Below are 17,394 nucleotides of genomic sequence, written 5' to 3'. Positions count from 1 at the left end.
CGGTCGATCCCCTCTGCGGCGGATCCGAAATCCGCCGCCTGTGCCGCCACAGCGAAGACGTCGAACGGCCTCGTGAGGATCACCCGGGCGTGACCGAAGCAGGCTCAGCCACCCGAAGGCCGAGCCGCAGGGGAAACGTGTCCGAAACAGCACTCGAAGCGCGCCATCTGTACAAGGTGTTCGGGAGGAATCCGAGCGCCGCCGTCCGCCGGCTGAAGGCAGGGGAGAGCCGTGCCGCCGTCGCCGACGCGGGGACCGCCGCCGTCATCGACGCCAGCTTCACCGTCAACCGCGGTGAGATCTTCGTCATCATGGGCCTGTCCGGATCGGGCAAGTCCACCATCATCCGCATGCTCAACGGGCTGCACGACATCACCGCGGGCACCGTCACCGTGGGCGGCGACCCGATCACGGGCATTCCGGCCGCCCGCCTGCGGGAGATCCGCCGCGACCGCATCTCGATGGTGTTCCAGCACTTCGCGCTGCTGCCGCATCGCACGGTCGCCGCGAACGTCGCCTACCCGCTCGAGCTCAAGGGCGTCGGCAAGGCCGAGCGCCAGGCCAAGGCCGAGGAGATCCTCGCCCTCGTCGGGCTCGAGGGTCAGGGCGACAAGCTGCCGTCCGAGCTGTCCGGCGGCATGCAGCAGCGCGTGGGCATCGCCCGCGCCCTCGCGGCCGACAGCGACATCCTGCTCATGGACGAGGCCTTCAGCGCGCTCGACCCGCTGATCCGCCGCGAGATGCAGGAGCAGCTTCTGGAGCTGCAGCAGAAGCTCCAGAAGACCATCGTCTTCATCACGCACGACCTCAATGAGGCCATGTTCCTCGGTGACCGCATCGCCGTCATGCGCGACGGCCGCATCGTGCAGATCGGCACGCCGGAGGACATCCTCATGGACCCGGCGAACGACTACGTCGAGCAGTTCGTGCAGGACGTCGACCGTGCCCGGGTGCTCACCGCCGCCAACGTGATGGAGCGTCCGCGCCCCGTCGTCGCCGAGTCGGCCGGTCCTCGCACCGCGCTCCGCCAGATGCGCGACGCCTACATGTCGGCGACCTACGTGGTCGGCAAGGACCGCCAGCTCGTCGGCGTGGTCACCGACCGCGACGCCGTGAAGCTCGTGCGGCAGGGCGCCACGCGCCTCGACTCGATCATCAAGCCGGTGCTGCAGAGCGTGCGCGAGGACGACGTCCTCATGAACCTGTTCGTCCCCGCCGTCGAGTCGCCGCTGCCCCTTGCGGTGACGGATGCCGACGGCCGCCTCGCGGGAGTGATCCCGCGCGTCACCCTGCTCGCGGCGCTCGGTCCCGGGCCCGGAGCGACCGAGGAGATCCTGCTGCCGATGACCCCCATGCCCCAGGCCGAGATCGACGCCGTGCTCGACGACGGATGGACGGCCGAGCCCGGCCCTTCGACGAGCTCAGGGACCCAGGGTGGGTTCGGGTCAGAGGCACAGGGTGGCTTCGGCTCAGAGGCACAGGCGGAGGAGGTGCGCTGATGGACGGTTTCCGCATCCCCGTGGGCGACTGGGTCGCCGCCGGCGTCGACTGGATCACCGCCAACCTCGACGGCCTGCTCGACGCGGTCTCGTTCGTGGTGAGCTTCCTCGTCGACGGTCTCACCCGTCTGCTCCTCACGCCGCACTTCGCCGTCATCATCGTGATCGCGGCGCTGATCGCCTGGCTCGTGCGCTCGTGGCAGCTCGCCATCGGCACGATCCTGTCGTTCGGGCTCATCGTCGCCATGGACCTCTGGGTCCCGGCGATGCAGACGCTCGCCCTGGTGCTCGTCGCCGCCGTCGTGGCCGTGCTGATCGCGGTGCCGCTCGGCATCTGGTCGGCGCGCAATGCGACCGTGCGCGCGACGCTGAAGCCGGTGCTCGACTTCATGCAGACCATGCCGGCCTTCGTGTACCTGATCCCGGCGATCGTGTTCTTCGGCATCGGTGTGGTGCCCGGACTCGTCGCCACCGTGATCTTCGCGCTGCCTCCCGGCGTGCGCCTGACCGAGCTGGGCATCCGCGGCGTCGACGCGGAGACCGTCGAGGCCGGACACGCCTTCGGAGCGACGCCGGGGCAGATCCTCCGCGGCATCCAGCTCCCGCTCGCGATGCCGACCATCATGGCCGGCGTCAACCAGGTCATCATGCTCGCCCTGTCGATGGCGGTCATCGCCGGAATGGCCGGTGCCGACGGGCTCGGGAAGATGGTCGTCGAGGCGATCTCGACGATCAACATCCCCAAGGGCGTCGAGGCCGGACTGGGCGTCGTGCTCATCGCCGTGTTCCTCGACCGGGTGACCGCCGCTCTGGGCGCGCCCGGCGAGAACCGCTCCTCGCTCCTCGGCATGCTGAAGCGTCGCGGTTCGTCCCGGCCCTCCGCTCCCGTGGCGTCGGAGTCCGCAGCCTCCGCGCCCGCCGAGGAGGCCCCGACCGAATCCGAGCTCGCCCGCGCCTGAGCCCCCGCGTCCCCGTTTCCCTCCCACCCCGCTACGTCCGGTGCGGGGCGGAAATGGGGCGCTGGGGCGCGGATCCCGGCACGGTTTCGATCCCGGCACAGCTGTCCCGCGGCCTCGTCCGCACCTCCTGAATCACATACGGAACGCAAGAGAGAGAGTCACATGAAGAAGAAGATCCTGACCATCACCGCCCTCGGGGCTGCCGCAGCGCTCACCCTCGCCGGATGCAGCGGCGACGGCGCCGGTGGCACGAGCGGCGGCGGCGACGGTGCCGAGGACAAGGGCACCATCACCCTCGGGTTCCTGCCTTCCTGGACCGACGGCCTCAGCACCGCCTACCTCCTCCAGGACCAGCTCGAGAAGATCGGCTACACGGTCGAGATGAAGACGCTCACCGAGGCCGGCCCGCTCTACACCGGGCTCGCACAGGGCGATGTCGACATGTACCCGTCGGCGTGGCCGGAACTCACCCACGCCTCCTACATGGACAAGTACGGCGACGACATCGAAGACCTCGGCACGTACTACGAGAACGCCAAGCTGACCCTCGCGGTGCCGGAGTACTCCGAGCTCACCTCGATCGAGGACCTCGCGGGCAAGGGCGCCGACTTCGACGGCAAGATCTACGGCATCGAGCCGGGTGCGGGCCTGACCGCCCAGACCCAGAAGATGATGCCCGAGTACGGCCTCGACGGCGAGTACGAGCTCGTCACCTCGTCGACCGCGGCGATGCTCACCGAGCTCAAGACCGCGACCGACAAGAAGGAGGACATCGTCGTCACGCTGTGGCGTCCGTTCTGGGCCAACGACGCCTTCCCCGTGAAGGACCTCGAAGACCCGAAGGGCGCCATGGGCAAGGCCGAGGGCCTGCACTTCCTCGGCACCGCGGGGTTCGCGGACGAGTTCCCCGAGGCGGCGGAGCTGATCGAGAAGATCAAGCTCGACGACGAGCAGTACGGCGCGCTCGAAGACCTCGTGGTCAACGAGTACGGCGAGGGCAAGGAAGCCGACGCGGTCGACGCCTGGCTCGAGGAGTACGGCGACCAGTTCGACTGGACCGTCACGAGCTGACTCCCGTCGCACGTCTCGAAGGAGGGTCTCCCGCAGCGGGAGGCCCTCCTTCGTCATGGGTGACCCCACTTACATTCGGGGGCGGAAGGTGGAAGCATGGCGCGAAACCGGCGGGTCGACCGGCCCGCGGATGGGGGGACACGACCATGTGCACAGGACTGAGCTTCACGACCGCCGACCACTACTTCGGGAGGAATCTCGATCTGGAGTTCTCGTACAACGAGACCGTGACCGTCACACCGCGGAACTTCCCGTTCCCGTTCCACCGGCTGCCGTCGATGCCGACGCACCACGCGATCATCGGGATCGCGACGATCGCCGACGGCTACCCGCTCTACTACGACGCGGTCAACGAGAAGGGGCTCGGCATGGCGGGGCTCAACTTCCCGGACAACGCGCACTACCCGGCGCCGGGGTCGGGGGACACCGAGGTCACGCCGTTCGAGTTCATCCCCTGGGTCCTCGGACAGTTCGAGACGGTGGCCGAGGTGAAGGAGGCCCTGCGGTCGGTGAGCCTCGTCGACATCAACTTCAGCCCGGAGTTCCCGCTGTCGCCGCTGCACTGGATCATCGCCGACAAGAGCGCATCGATCACGGTCGAGAGCGTGCGCGGCGGCCTCAAGGTCTACGACAACCCGTGGGGCGTGCTCACGAACAACCCCACGTTCGACATCCAGAGCTTCCGGCTCAACGACTATCAGCACCTCTCGAAGCGGCAGCCGGAGAACACGTTCGCCTCGGACGTGCCGATGGACCTCTACAGTCGCGGCATGGGCGGGATCGGGCTGCCGGGCGACCTGTCGTCGTCGTCGCGGTTCGTGAAGGCGGTGTTCACGCGCATGAACTCGGTGTGCGGGACGTCGGAGTCGGAGTCGATCAGCCAGTTCTTCCAGATCCTCGGCTCTGTCGCCCAGCAGCGCGGGTGCGTGCAGGTCGGCGACGAGGAGAAGTACGAGATCACCATCTACTCGTCGTGCGCCAACACGGCGACGGGCGTGTACTACTACACGACCTACGAGAACAGCCAGATCACCGGTGTGGACATGCACAAGGAGGATCTCGACGGCTCCGAGCTCGCGGCGTACCCGCTCGTGAAGGGGCAGCAGATCGCGATGCAGAACTGATCTCCGCTCCGCGCAACCCCCTCATCGGGAGGGCGGCCGCGGCGTAGCCTGTGGCCGTGGACGGGTTCGCGGCGGTCGACTTCGGGTTCGCCCGCGAGGTCTTGCAGCGGGGCATCGCGGCGCTGTACCTCGTGGCGTTCGTCTCGACGCTCAACCAGTTCCGTCCGCTCCTCGGTGAGCACGGACTCCTGCCCGCGCCCGTGCTGCTGGACTGGGTGGCGCAGAAGCGCGAGCGCCGGAAGCTGCTGCACCCCACGCTCTTCACCCGCGTCCGCTACACCGACCGGCGTCTGGTCGCGCTGTGCGGGGCGGGGATCGTCATCGCCGCCCTGCTCATCGCCGGGGTGCCCCAGCTCGGGCCGCCGTGGGTGCCGATGCTCGCCTTCCTCGCCCTGTGGTTCGGCTACATGTCGGTGGTGAGCATCGGGCAGACCTTCTACTCGTTCGGGTGGGAGATGCTGCTGCTGGAGGCGGGGTTCCTCGCGGCCTTCCTCGGCTCGAACGACCAGCCGCCGCCGACCGTGGTGATCGTGCTGTTCTGGTGGCTGCTGTTCCGGCTGGAGTTCGGCGCCGGGATGATCAAGATCCGCGGCGGACGCGAGTGGCGCGACCTCACCGCGATGACCTTCCACCACGAGACCCAGCCGATGCCCGGGCCGCTGAGCCGCCAGGCGCATCTGCTGCCGCGGTGGTTCCACAAGCTCGAGGTCGTCGGGAACCACGTCGCGCAGCTCGTGGTGCCGTTCTTCCTCTTCGCCCCGCTGCTGTCCCTCTGGCTCCCCGACAGCGGTGGCTGGGTCCCTGAGCTTGTCGAAGGGGTCGCGTGGGTCGGCGCCGTCGCGGGCGGGATCGTGATCGCGACGCAGCTGTGGCTCGTGCTCACCGGGAACTTCGCGTGGCTGAACTGGGCGACGATCGTGCTCGGGTTCTCCGCGATCGGCCTCCCCGGCATCGGGACTCCGGAGCGGACGCCGGAGACCTCGCTGCCGTGGACGGTGTCCGGCATGCCGCTGTGGTGGGTCGTGGTGACCTCGGTGGTCGGGGCGCTGTTCGTCGTGCTGAGCGTGCCCGCCGTGCGCAACCTCTTCGCGCGACGACAGCTCATGAACGCGAGCTTCCACCGCTGGCAGCTCGCCAACGCCTACGGAGCCTTCGGCACGGTCACGCGGGAGCGGATCGAGATCGTCGTGGAGGGGTCGGACGATGAGGAGGGCCGGCACTGGCGCGAGTACGAGTTCCGCGGGAAGCCCGGGGACGTGCGGCGGATCCCGCGGCAGTTCGCCCCGTATCACCTGCGGCTGGACTGGCTGATGTGGTTCCTGCCGCTCGGGCACTCGCTGGACGACTGGTTCTCCGTGTTCCTCGTGCGGCTGCTGGAGGCGGATGCCCCGACGCTGCGGATGCTGCGCGTGGACCCCTTCCACGGCGAGCGGCCGCGGTGGGTGCGCGCCGTGACGTACCGCTACCGCTTCACGACCCGCGCCGAGCACCGTGCCGACGGCGCCGTCTGGGTCCGGACCGGTCGCCGCGTGGTGCTCGGTCCGGTCGGCCTCCGCTGACTTCGAGTCGCGCACTGTGCGGCAAATCCGGGCCGGATGGAGCCATTCAGGCGATTCGAACGGCCGCCGAGCGCGGCGAAACGCCCCGGCCGGGGAGAGTCCCCGGTCGGAGCGTTCCGTCTCGCTGAGCGTCGATCAGCTGACCTTCTTCCGGTACGAGATGATCGCGAACACGTAGGCGACTACGAGGATCCCGACGCACCAGGCGAGAGCGACCCAGATCTCGGACCCGACCGGCTCCCCCGCGAACAACGCCTGGATGGAGTTGACGATCGAGGTCACCGGCTGGTTCTCGGCGAACCACTGCACCGGTGCCGGCATGGTGTCGGTCGGCACGAACGCCGAGCTGATGAACGGCAGGAAGATCAGCGGATACGAGAAGGCGCTCGCGCCGTCGACCGTCTTGGCGTTCAGGCCGGCGATGATCGCCAGCCACGTGAGTGCCAGCGTGAACAGCATCAGGATGCCGATCACTCCGAGCCAGGCCCAGACGCTCGCGCCGGTGCGGAACCCCATGAGGAACCCGACCCCGAAGATGATCGCGAGGGTGATGGCGTTCGCGGTGAGCGACGTCAGCACATGGGCCCACAGCACGCTCGACCGGGCGATCGGCATGGAGTGGAACCGTTCGAAGATGCCGCTCTGCATATCGGTGAACAGCCGGAACGCCGTGTAGGCGATACCCGACGCGATCGCGATGAGCAGGATGCCCGGCAGCAGGTAGTTCACGTAGTTCTCGGCGCCGGTGCTCTGCTGGAGAGCGCCGCCGAAGACGTACACGAACAGGAGCATCAGAGCGATCGGGGTGACCGCGGTGGTGATGATCGTGTCGGGGCTGCGGAAGATGTGCCGCATGGAGCGGCCGGTGAGCGTCGCCGTGTCGGCGGCGAAGTGCGTGGTCATGCTGCCTTCTCCTTTCCGGATGAGGGGCCGATGAGGGTGAGGAAGATCTCCTCGAGGGTGGGCTGCTTCTCGACGTACTCGACCTTCGCGGCCGGAAGCAGCCGCTTGAGTCCGGCGAGCGTGTCATTCGCGATGATGCGGCCCTCGTGCAGGATCGCGATGCGGTCGGCCAGCTGCTCCGCCTCGTCGAGATACTGCGTGGTGAGCAGCACGGTCGTGCCACCGCCCGCGAGCTCCTTCACGACGTCCCACACCTCGATGCGCGACTCGGGGTCGAGGCCCGTGGTCGGCTCGTCGAGGTAGATGACCTCGGGGTCGCCGACCAGGCTCATCGCGATGTCGAGCCGGCGTCGCATCCCCCCGGAGTATGTGCCGACCTTGCGGCCCCCGGCCTCGGTGAGCCGGAAGCGCGCGAGGAGCCGATCGGCCACCGCACCGGCGTCGGGGAGATGCCGCAGCTTCGCGACCAGCACCAGGTTCTCGCGTCCGGTGAGGATCTCGTCGACCGCGGCGAACTGCCCGGTGAGGCTGATGCGCTCGCGCACTCCGACCGGGTTCGCCGCGACGTCGATGCCCTGCACCGTCGCGGTGCCCGCGTCGGCCCTCAGCAGCGTGGAGAGGATGCGCACCATGGTGGTCTTGCCCGCGCCGTTCGACCCGAGGAGGGCGAAGATCGATCCCCGCTCCACCTCGAAGTCGACGCCGCGCAGCACGTGCAGATCCTTGTACGACTTCTCGATGCCGTGCACCGAGAGGGCTGGCGTCGTCATGACTCGTCCTCCTTCTTCCTCGCCTCCGCGACCGCCTTGTTCAGCCGCGCGCGCTCCTTGTCGACCCACTGCGTGCCGCCGTAGGCCTCGGCGTAGTTCTCGGCGAACTCCACGGGGTCGTCGCCGATGATGTCGTCGATCGGGGTGCCGTCGATCGCGGCGCGCTCCCACAGGTCGGCGAGGTCGAGGAAGATCTGCACGAGGGTGTCCCCGTCGGTGATCCCCCCGTAGTACATCGTGTAGCGGTGCTGGGCGTTGGCGACCGTGCGGTACGGCTCCGGCAGAGCCTCGATCCGCGCCTTCGCCTGCTTGTACTGCTTCTTCTGCTCGAGCGATCCGGTGAGCGCTTCGATCCACTTCGCGGCCATGTCAGTTCTCCTTGTTCGTGGTGTTCGTGCTGAGTCGTTCGATGTGCGTGCGGAGGAAGTCCCAGGTCGTCCAGAACTCCTCCAGCTCCTGTCGGCCCTGCGCGTTCAGGGTGTACACCTTGCGGGGCGGGCCCTTCTCGCTCGGCACCTTCTCGACGTCGACGAGCTTCTTCTGCTCGATCCTGACCAGCAGGGCGTAGACGGTGCCTTCCGCGGTGTCGGTGAAGCCGTGCTCCCGCAAACGCGTGGTGATCTCGTATCCATAGGCCGGCTGCTCGGCGAGGAGGGCCAGCACGATGCCCTCCAGGGTTCCCTTGAGCATCTCGGTCATCTGCTTGCCCATCGGTCCCTCCTCTCGTTCCTGTGTCTTTCGTTCGGTACTCAGTGTTGCTGGGTACCGGTACAAAGTAACACTGAGTACCGGTACTTAGCAACACCGAATACTGAACTTTCTCATCCCTCTTTTCCGCCGAGACCCCGGGTACGCGGCGAGACCCCGGGCGACAGACGCAGAAGCCCCGGGGTGTCGACGACAACCCGGGGTCTCGGCGGAAAGAAGAGGAGGGCGCATCGGCATCCCGGTGCGCCCTCCGGCGTGCGCCCGGGGTGAAAACGAGGGGTGAATTCCCCCGGTTCGGCCGGAGGGCTCCGCGGCGGACCGGCAGGCTGGCGGAGGCCCGGACCGAGTCCACCCTGCCCGAAAGGGTGCTCGGCGGTCGCCTGAGGGGGCGGGGGCTTCCGTGTGCGCGGATGCGTGCCGGAACGCGATGAATGGGGAGAGCAGTCATGGGATTCCGTGTTGCCCGCAAGGACCGCACGTCCGATGGCCTTCCGCCGGAGCGGCACAGCCGCTGGCGGGGCCGGACGAAGAGGCTGATCGGCGGTGCCGTGAGCACGGCGCTCGTCGCGTCGTCGATGATCGTCGTCGGCGGGACGCTGACCGCCGCACCGGCCGCCGCGGCGGAGCCGTTCCTGTGCACGCCGGGAGCGGTGTACGTGCAGAGCGCCACCGAGGTGCGTGAGTTCGCCGTGAACGAGCAGGGCGGTGCCCCCGGCGACGGCGGCACGCTCAGCTCCATCAACCTCGGCACCAACCACTCGAACAACGCCCTCGGCCTCTCCTCGACCGGGCGGTATGCCTACACGGTCACCAACGCCGCCGGTACCAAGACGCTGGCCAAGCACGACCGCGTCACCGACACGACCGCGCAGACGACGTTCACGCTGAACTCCTCGGTGCTGCGCGGCGCCGTGCACCCCGTGACGGGCGTCTACTACTTCGCCAGCGGCACGGTGAACGGCGCCATCAACCTCTACGCGTGGAACGAGAACGTCACGCCGCAGACCTACACGCAGGTCGGAACCCTCCGTCCGACCACGGGCAGCAGCGCGTTCGGCGCCAACGGCGACATGGCCTTCAGCGCCTCCGGTCAGCTCGTGCTCGTCGCCGACAACTTCATCTACTCCTCCGACCTCCCGGCCACGCTCGAACCCAGCACCGCGACGATCGACGCCAAGCAGGTGCACGACATGGGCGCCGGCGTGCAGGGCAACGGCATCGCCTTCGGAAACCTCGGCCACATCTTCGTCTCGGTCTCCGGTGGCGGCAACCGCATCATCGAGGTCGACCTGCCCCGCGGGGAGACGGTCAACACGACCCAGCTGGGCACTTTCTCGCCGACCGACATGGCGAGCTGCACGTTCCCGAACACGCTGACGCTGAAGAAGGACCTCCCCGAGGGCCGTCACGCGGCGACCGATCAGTTCGGCCTCCGGGTGCAGTCGCCGGCCGGCTACCAGGTCGCGCAGACCGACGCCGTCACCCGCGGCGACCGCTCCGGTCTGCAGCCGGACTACGCCGGTCCCGTCTTCACGAACCAGGGCGACACCTTCCGGCTCTCCGAATCGGCGGCGGGCTCGACCGACCTCACGAAGTACGACGCCTCCCTCGTCTGCCGGCAGGTGAACGCCGACGGCTCGACCACCCCGGTGGCCGTCACCGCGGACGGGCAGGTCACCCAGCCGGCCGGGCCGCTCGGCACCGACGTCACCTGCACCTACACGAACGTCCGCCTCGCGCCGGACCTCGCTCTCCGCAAGACCTCCGACCCCGCCGACGGCACTGCGGTGCAGGCCGGCCAGCGACTGACCTACACGGTGCAGGCCGAGAACACCGGCAACACCCGCCTCGACCCGGTCACCGTGACCGACGACCTGTCGGGTGTGCTCGCCAACGCCGAGTACCAGGGCGACGTGGTGACGGCGATCGACGGTGACCCGGTGTCGTCCGGCGCCGCCACCGTCACGGGCGACGACCTGTCCTGGACCGGCGCCCTCGAGCCCGGGCAGGTGCTCACGATCACCTACTCCGTCGTCGTCGACGAGGGCGTGGAGGGCGAGCGCATCGCCAACCGCGTCACCGCATCCGGCACCCCGCCCGGGGGCCTGCCCCCGACGACCCCACCGGCCGTCACCACCGAGCACCCGGTCGCCGGCTTCGAGGTCGCGAAGACCTCCGATCCCGCCGCAGGCACCGTGGTGGAGCCGGGCCAGACCATCGAGTACACCGTCACCGGCACGAACACCGGCGCGACCGTCCTCGACCCGGTGACCGTCACCGACGACCTCTCCGGCGTGCTCGCGAACGCCGCCTTCAACGACGACATCACGACCACGGTCGGCGGCACGACCGTGACCACGGGCGGTGCGACCCTGACCGGGAACGACCTCGCCTGGACCGGAACGCTCCAGCCCGGACAGACCGTGACGATCACGTACTCGGTGACCGTGGGCGACGACACCTCCGGCGAGATCCTGCGCAACAGCGTGACCGGATCGGGCACCCCGACCACCCCGAACCCGGGCGACCCGACCGGGCCGCAGGTTCCCGGTGAGCCGATCGTCCCGCCGACGGTCACCACCGAGCACCCCGTGATCGGCTCCGGCTTCACGATCTCGAAGTCGGCCGACCCCGCCTCCGGCTCGGCCGTGTCGGCGGGCGACACGATCACCTACACGATCACCGGCACCAACACGGGCGACACCGACCTCGATCCCGCGGAGATCGTCGACGACCTGTCGGGCGTGCTCGGCTCCGCCGGCTACAACGACGACGTCACGGCCGACCGCGGCTCCGTGCGGGTTGCCGACGCCACCCTCACCTGGACCGGGGCCATCCCGCGCGGGGAATCGGTCACGATCCGCTACACGGTGACGGTGGATGCGGGTGTCGAGAAGGCCCTGCTGCACAACGTCGTCACCGGATCGGCCACGCCGCAGATCCCGGTCGACCCCGCCGACCCCTCCGGGGCGAAGACCCCGGGGACCCCGATCGTCCCGCCGGCGGCGGAGACGGAGCACCCGGTCGTCGACACGGGCTTCGAGGTCTCGAAGTCGGCCGACCCGGTATCCGGCACCGCCGTCCGCGCGGGCGACACCCTCACGTACACGGTCTCGGGCGTCAACACCGGCAACACGGTCCTCGACCCCGCGACCATCGTCGACGACCTCTCGGCCGTCGTCGCGAACGCGGAGTACGGCGGCGACGCGAAGGCCTCGTCCGGATCCGTCGCGCTCTCCGGCACCACGCTCACCTGGACCGGGACGCTCGCTCCCGGCGACCGCGTCGACATCACCTACACGGTGACGGTGGACGAGGATGCGACCGGCGTGCTGCTCCGCAACACGGTGTCCGGTGAGGGCACCCCGCTGATCCCGACCGACCCGACCGACCCGGAGAGCCCGACCACGCCGGGCACCCCGGTCGAGACCCCGCCGGCGACGACGGAGCACCCCGTCGCGACGCCCGGGTTCACCGTCACCAAGACGGCCGACCCGGAGTCGGGCACGCGGGTCGACCCCGGCAGCGTGATCACGTACACCGTGACCGGCCGCAACACGGGCGACACCGTCCTCGACCCCGTCGAGATCGGCGACGACCTGCGCGCGGCGCTGGCCCACGCGTCCTACAACGACGACGTGTCCGCCACCCGCGGCGACGTCCGCGTGGCCGACGGCGCCCTCTCGTGGAACGGCGTGCTGCGCCCCGGCCAGGACGTCGTGATCACCTACTCGGTGACCGTCGACGCCACCGCCGGCGGCGAGACCATCGCGAACACGGCCACCGGAGAGGCGACCCCGCTGATCCCCGCCGACCCGAGCGACCCCGAGAGTCCCACGACTCCCGGCACGCCGATCACGCCGCCGCCGTCGAGCACGGAGCACCCCGTGAACGAGCCCGGCTTCACGTTCGCCAAGACCGTCGACCCCGCCGCCGGTACCGCTGTCGACCCGGGTGACGTGCTCACCTACACGCTGACCGCGGCCAACACGGGCCAGACGGTGCTCGACCCGGTGACGATCACCGACGACCTGTCCGGTGTGCTGCCGTACGCGACGTTCAACGCGGACGCCGTGGCGAGCATCGCAGGTGCTTCTGCGGCTCCCGCGACCCTGGACGGCACCGAGCTGTCGTGGACGGGAGCGCTCGCAGTCGGCCAGACCGTGACCGTCACCTACTCCGTGACCGTGAGCGCCGACGGCGTCGGCACCGTGATCGAGAACGCGGCGTCCGCGACGGCGACCCCGCCGGGAGGATCGACGATCACGCCGCCGCCCGGTGTCACGACCAACCCGGTCAACGAGCCCGGATTCTCCGTCTCGAAGAGCGTCGACCCGGCTGCGGGCACGGCGGTCGACCCGGGCACCGTCCTCACCTACACGGTGACCGGTGTGAACACGGGCGAGACGGCTCTCGACCCCGTCACCATCGCCGACGACCTCTCCGGTGTCCTGGCGCACGCGGAGTACAACGACGACGCGACCGCGACGATCGGCGGCACGGCGACGACCGCGCCGACGGTGGCCGCGGACCGGCTGTCCTGGACGGGTGCGCTGCAGGTCGGCGAGAGCGTCACGATCACGTACTCGGTGACCGTGCGCGCCGAGGCCGGCGGCGCCGTCCTCGAGAACTCGGCCTCCGGCTCGGCGACCCCGCCGGGTGGGGTGCCGCCGATCGAGACGCCGCCGGCGACGACCGAGAATCCCGTGAACAAGCCCGGCTTCGAGCTGCGCAAGTCCGCCGATCCCGCGTCCGGCACCCGGGTCGACCCGGGCAGCGTCGTCACCTACACGGTGACCGGCGTGAACACGGGGGAGACGGCGCTGACTCCGGTCCGCATCCTCGACGACCTGTCGGGCGTGCTCGCCCACGCCGCCTACAACGGCGACGCGACGGCGACCCTGAGCGACGGCACCGCGCCTGAGCCCGTCGTCGCGGACGACGAGCTCACCTGGGCCGGTGACCTCGCGGTCGGCCAGCGTGTCACGATCACCTACTCGGTGACCGTGCACGGCGACGCGGGCGGTGCGATCATCGCGAACACCGTCGAGGGCACGGCCACGCCTCCCGGCGGCGCCGAGCTGACCCCGCCGCCGGTGACGACGGAGAACCCCGTCGGCACCCCGGGCTTCACGTTCGTCAAGTCGTCCGACCCCGCGTCCGGCTCCGCCGTCGCGACGGGCAGCGTCGTGACGTACACGCTCACCGGCACCAACACCGGCGAGACGGGTCTGGACGAGGTCGTCGTCACGGACGACCTGACCGGAGTGCTGCGGCATGCCGACCTCCGCGGCACGGCGACCGCCACGGTGGGTGACCGTGTGGTGGCCGCGCCGACGATCGACGGCACGACGCTGCGCTGGACGGGCAGCCTCGCCGAAGGAGAGCGCGTCGTGATCACCTACGCGGTGACCGTGCACGCCGACGCGGCGGGGGCGACGCTGCGGAACGTGGCCACCGCCTCGGCCACGCCGCCGGGCGGGGAGACGATCACCCCGCCGACGAGCACGACCGAGAACCGGGTGCTGACGCCGCTCGCCCTCACCGGCGGACAGCTGGCACCGTGGATCCTCGGCCTCGCGATCGCCCTGCTGATCGGCGGCGCGGTGCTGCTGCTGGTGCGACGTCGCCGCATGCAGAGCTAGCGGTTTCCGAAGAAGGCCCCGCCCGTCGTCTCCGACGGGCGGGGCCTTCGTCATCCCGGGAGGAGTCCGTGCCGGGCGGCCTGTTCGAGCGCCTCCGTGCGGTTGGCCACGTCGAGCTTGCGGTAGATGCTGCGGAGCTGCGTCTTCAGGGTGTTCGGCGAGATCCGCAGCTCCGCGGCGATCTCGGGCAGCGGCGCCCCCGTGGTGAGTGCGTGCAGCACCACCTGCTCCCGCGAGGAGAGCTTCGGGCGCGCCGCGAACGACGGCAACGCCGAGCGGGTGGGCAGCGGCGGGTCGCCGACCGGAGCGAGGTCGGCCCGGACGGCGGCGAAGTCCTCGGCACCGAGCAGGGCCAGCGGAGTGCGCAGGTCCCGGTCGGCGAGCTGAGCGTGCAGCGCCTCGGTCACGGCCTGCGCAGCGGCGGGACTGACGCGGTGGAGCGCCGCACTGTGCACCGCGGCGGCCTCCGCGCGCTCGCGGGAGGTCGTCGGCTCGAGGCGCGTCGCGGCGAGCAGCCGCACCGCATCCGGAGCGCGACCGTCGATCAGGGCGATCCTGGCCCGTTCCAGGAGGGTGCCGAAGCGGTCGGTCCCGGCGTCGCGCTGCTTGATGCCGCGCGCGGCACGGACATCGCCGAGCGCCAGGTGCAGCAGGATCCGGGGGCGGCTCAGCGCCTGGCGCGCCGACGTCGACCCGGCCTCGCGCCCGCGCATCCGGGCGAACGACTCCAGCCGCTCCAGTCCGCCGGCGGCCTCGCCGTCGTGCAGCGCGATCCACGCCTCGACCGCCGCCATCGTCGTCCAGTGCTCGCTCGTCGCCCGGTGCGGCAGGAAGGCGCGCACGTGCTGCTTGGCCGCAGCGAGGTCGCCCTCCTCGACCGCGAGCATCGCCTCCGCGACGCGGTAGAACGTGCCGCGGTACCCGTCCAGCAGCGCGGGGTCCCACGAGCCGTCCCGGATGATCTCGACGTAGTGCCGCGCCTCCGGGAGGTCGCCGTTGAGGGCGTGGATCCCGCTGAGCAGGCTCACGGCGTGGAAGGCGTTTCCCGTGCCCTGGGACGCGGCGAGGGCGGCGGCCTCGGCGAAGAGGCGGAGGGCCTGCTCCCGGCGACCGCCGTAGTACAGCGAGATCCCGAGGTGCGTGCAGAGCAGCGGCATCTCGATCGCGTACTGCTCCCACTGCGACTCCGAGGTCTCCGTGTACAGCGCGAGCGCGCGGGCCGCGACCTGCCCGGCCCGCTCGGGCATCCCGACCACCCGCAGCGCCGCGCTCTCCGCGGTCCAGATGAACAGGCGCTCCGTCGGCGAGAGGGCGCTCCGCCGGGCGTTCGCGGCGGAGATCGCCATCCGCAGCAGCTGCAGGCCGCGCACCCGTCGGAGTCGGTTGGCGTTGAGGCAGATGCCCAGCAGCATCGCCACCAGCGGCTCCTGCTTGAGCCGAGCGAGGGGCAGGTCGCCCAGCAGCGCCACGACCCGGCGACCGTCGTGATCCAGAAGGTGGCTCCAGCCCGACATGATGACGTGGGCGGCGAGGTGGAGGTCGTCCTCCTCCATCGCCAGGCGGAGCCCCTCGAAGGGGGCGTCGCGCCGCAGCGCACCCTCGATCGCGAGGCGTCGGAGCAGGCGGATCTCGGCCGGGAAGCGCTCCAGGAGGTCGCGGCGCAGAAGGGCGCGAGCCGGCGCGGCGATCGTGAAGGTCCGGCGCCCGGATTCCGTGGACCACCGCCCGAAGCCGAACGCCTCGGCCTCGTCGAGGGCGGCGCCGATGTCCGGATCACTGCTGAGAGCCTGCGCCAACGGCAGATCGACCGTGTCCGTGATGCTGATCCGGATCAGGCCCTCGAGGACGCCGGCGCCGAACGTGCCCTCCTCCATGCGGCTGCGGAGGTAGTCGTCGACCGCCGCGGTCGCGACCTCCACGATCGTCGTGCCGTCGGGGACACGGCCGCGGAGGGCGACGGCGCGGATGACCGCCGCGAACCCCTCGGTCGCCTCCCGCACGGCGAGGGCGGTGTCCTCATCGACGTCGAGCGCGCGGCGGATCTCGTCCGTGTCGAAAGCGAGGTCCTCCGGAGAGATCAGCGCGGTGTCGATCACGAGGCCGATGCCGTCGCTGTCGAAGGGGCTGGGGCGGTTCGTGGCGACGATCAGGCGGACGTGCGGGGGGCCGGCGACCGTGCGGCACAGGTCGAAGACCGCATCCCGGTCGAGCGCGGCGGCGTCGTCGAGCACGAGGACGAGAGGCTCCTCGTGATCGCACAGGTACTGGGCGACGGCTGGCCATCCCTCCCCGGCGTCCGAGGAGGGATGACGGCCGCCGACGGCCTCGCCCGCGCTGCGCAGCACCCGCAGCAGGGCGGCGGCGAGGGCCGCGCTCGTCGCGAGCGCGGGCGTGGCCGTGAGCCACACGACGCGGTCGCGGGAGGTGAAGGCCCAGCCCACGAGGGCGGTGGTCTTCCCGGAGCCCGCGGCTCCGCGCAGCAGTGTGAGCGGAGCTCCCTCGTCCAGCGCGGCGTTCACCCGCGGACGTCCGATGACGTGCGCGGAAACCCGCGGCAACCTCTTGTCCCCTTGCGCGCCGAAAGCCGGCATCGTCCCTCCCCAGGTACGCATCCCCACCCCTACGATATCCAACCCGCCCGCGGTTCTAGGCTCGGAGGGGTGAGTGGTCCGACAGTCCCCGTGTCCTCCCGCCGCGTGCCGACCAGCGCCCTCCTCGTGAGCGCCGCGCTCGGCGCGGTCCAGGCCCTCGTCTTCCTGGCCGTCGTGCCGATCACGAGCGTGCTGGCCGCCACGTCCCCTCCCGCGTACGCGGTGGTCGCGGGCGTCCACACCGCGCTGCCGTTCCTCGCGCGCGTCGTCACCCGCGTGCCGGGGATGGCGACACTGGCTGCCTTCGTGACCGGCGTGCTGACGGTCGCGGTGTCGCCCATCGGGCTGCTCGGCGTCGTGCCGCTCGTCCTCGGCGGCGTGGTCCTCGACCTGGCGCTGCCGTTCCGGCGGGACGCCCCCGTCCGCCCGGCCCGGGTCCTGCTCGCCGGCGCCGTTACCGGTGCGGTGCTCTTCGTCGTCGCCCTCCCGGTGTTCTCGCCCGAGCACCTCGTTCCGCCGGTGCTCGTCGCCACGCTGTTGGGCCGGGTGGTGGGGGAGCTCGCGG

12 protein-coding genes are annotated in these 17,394 nt (G+C 70.5%); 7 read left to right on the top strand and 5 right to left on the bottom strand.

What is annotated here, in order from left to right:
* The first annotated feature begins 137 nt into the window (after window positions 1-137).
* The 5 genes from BV453_RS01090 (at window position 138) to BV453_RS01070 (ending at window position 6,212) form a co-directional block, all read left to right on the top strand.
* Window positions 138-1,499 (top strand): glycine betaine/L-proline ABC transporter ATP-binding protein, encoded by a 1,362-nt coding sequence (locus BV453_RS01090; protein WP_238695662.1) that lies wholly within the window; start codon window positions 138-140, stop codon window positions 1,497-1,499.
* The gene (locus BV453_RS01085; RefSeq protein ID WP_025104178.1) at window positions 1,499-2,458 is read left to right on the top strand and encodes a proline/glycine betaine ABC transporter permease; all 960 of its coding nucleotides are present in this window, start codon (window positions 1,499-1,501) and stop codon (window positions 2,456-2,458) included. The genes BV453_RS01090 and BV453_RS01085 overlap by 1 nt, the downstream gene beginning before the upstream one ends.
* Before the next feature lie 162 nt (window positions 2,459-2,620).
* Window positions 2,621-3,529, top strand: coding sequence for a glycine betaine ABC transporter substrate-binding protein (locus tag BV453_RS01080; RefSeq protein WP_025104177.1), 909 nt, complete (start codon window positions 2,621-2,623; stop codon window positions 3,527-3,529).
* A 146-nt stretch (window positions 3,530-3,675) separates the two neighbouring features.
* The gene (gene bsh, locus BV453_RS01075) at window positions 3,676-4,653 is read left to right on the top strand and encodes a choloylglycine hydrolase (RefSeq protein ID WP_085604350.1); all 978 of its coding nucleotides are present in this window, start codon (window positions 3,676-3,678) and stop codon (window positions 4,651-4,653) included.
* 56 nt (window positions 4,654-4,709) lie between these two features.
* Entirely contained in the window at window positions 4,710-6,212 is a 1,503-nt protein-coding gene (locus tag BV453_RS01070) for a lipase maturation factor family protein (RefSeq protein ID WP_249520651.1), read from the top strand.
* Between the two features lie 135 nt (window positions 6,213-6,347).
* On the opposite strand, the gene BV453_RS01065 is transcribed toward BV453_RS01070, so the two are convergent.
* Genes BV453_RS01065 through BV453_RS01050 form a run of 4 tightly spaced genes read right to left on the bottom strand, consistent with a single transcriptional unit; the run spans window position 6,348 to window position 8,596 of the window.
* On the bottom strand, window positions 6,348-7,115 hold the full coding sequence (locus BV453_RS01065; protein ID WP_249520650.1) for an ABC transporter permease: 768 nt from the start codon (window positions 7,113-7,115) through the stop codon (window positions 6,348-6,350).
* Window positions 7,112-7,885, bottom strand: coding sequence for an ABC transporter ATP-binding protein (locus tag BV453_RS01060; protein WP_126894263.1), 774 nt, complete (start codon window positions 7,883-7,885; stop codon window positions 7,112-7,114). Before BV453_RS01060 ends, BV453_RS01065 begins: the two co-directional genes overlap by 4 nt.
* Entirely contained in the window at window positions 7,882-8,253 is a 372-nt protein-coding gene (locus BV453_RS01055; protein ID WP_025104172.1) for a DUF1048 domain-containing protein, read from the bottom strand. The genes BV453_RS01060 and BV453_RS01055 overlap by 4 nt, the downstream gene beginning before the upstream one ends.
* Window position 8,254: 1 nt before the next feature.
* Complete coding sequence (locus BV453_RS01050; protein WP_126894262.1) at window positions 8,255-8,596, bottom strand: PadR family transcriptional regulator; 342 nt, start codon at window positions 8,594-8,596, stop codon at window positions 8,255-8,257.
* A gap of 443 nt (window positions 8,597-9,039) precedes the next feature.
* Between BV453_RS01050 and BV453_RS01045 the strand changes: the two genes are divergently transcribed.
* Complete coding sequence (locus tag BV453_RS01045; RefSeq protein ID WP_249520649.1) at window positions 9,040-14,238, top strand: isopeptide-forming domain-containing fimbrial protein; 5,199 nt, start codon at window positions 9,040-9,042, stop codon at window positions 14,236-14,238.
* Window positions 14,239-14,288: 50 nt separating this feature from the next.
* On the opposite strand, the gene BV453_RS01040 is transcribed toward BV453_RS01045, so the two are convergent.
* On the bottom strand, window positions 14,289-16,757 hold the full coding sequence (locus BV453_RS01040) for a LuxR C-terminal-related transcriptional regulator (protein WP_249520648.1): 2,469 nt from the start codon (window positions 16,755-16,757) through the stop codon (window positions 14,289-14,291).
* 141 nt (window positions 16,758-16,898) lie between these two features.
* On the opposite strand from BV453_RS01040, the gene BV453_RS01035 reads away from it, so the two are divergent.
* The coding region (locus tag BV453_RS01035) for an ECF transporter S component (RefSeq protein WP_249520647.1) at window positions 16,899-17,394 on the top strand (496 nt) is incomplete at its 3' end.

This window comes from Microbacterium sp. ER1 (genome assembly GCF_023383675.1).
GTDB lineage: Bacteria > Actinomycetota > Actinomycetes > Actinomycetales > Microbacteriaceae > Microbacterium.
The sequence above is the reverse complement of the archived record's forward strand: the minus strand, read 5'-3'. Positions and strand labels throughout refer to the sequence as shown.

Bases quoted from the DNA above. Each gene is read 5' to 3' on its own strand.
- BV453_RS01085 (WP_025104178.1), top strand. From the start codon at position 1,499: ATGGACGGTTTCCGCATCCCCGTGGGCGACTGGGTCGCCGCCGGCGTC.
- BV453_RS01080 (WP_025104177.1), top strand. From the start codon at position 2,621: ATGAAGAAGAAGATCCTGACCATCACCGCCCTCGGGGCTGCCGCAGCG.
- bsh (WP_085604350.1), top strand. From the start codon at position 3,676: ATGTGCACAGGACTGAGCTTCACGACCGCCGACCACTACTTCGGGAGG.
- BV453_RS01065 (WP_249520650.1), bottom strand. From the start codon at position 7,115: ATGACCACGCACTTCGCCGCCGACACGGCGACGCTCACCGGCCGCTCC.
- BV453_RS01060 (WP_126894263.1), bottom strand. From the start codon at position 7,885: ATGACGACGCCAGCCCTCTCGGTGCACGGCATCGAGAAGTCGTACAAG.
- BV453_RS01055 (WP_025104172.1), bottom strand. From the start codon at position 8,253: ATGGCCGCGAAGTGGATCGAAGCGCTCACCGGATCGCTCGAGCAGAAG.
- BV453_RS01050 (WP_126894262.1), bottom strand. From the start codon at position 8,596: ATGGGCAAGCAGATGACCGAGATGCTCAAGGGAACCCTGGAGGGCATC.
- BV453_RS01045 (WP_249520649.1), top strand. From the start codon at position 9,040: ATGGGATTCCGTGTTGCCCGCAAGGACCGCACGTCCGATGGCCTTCCG.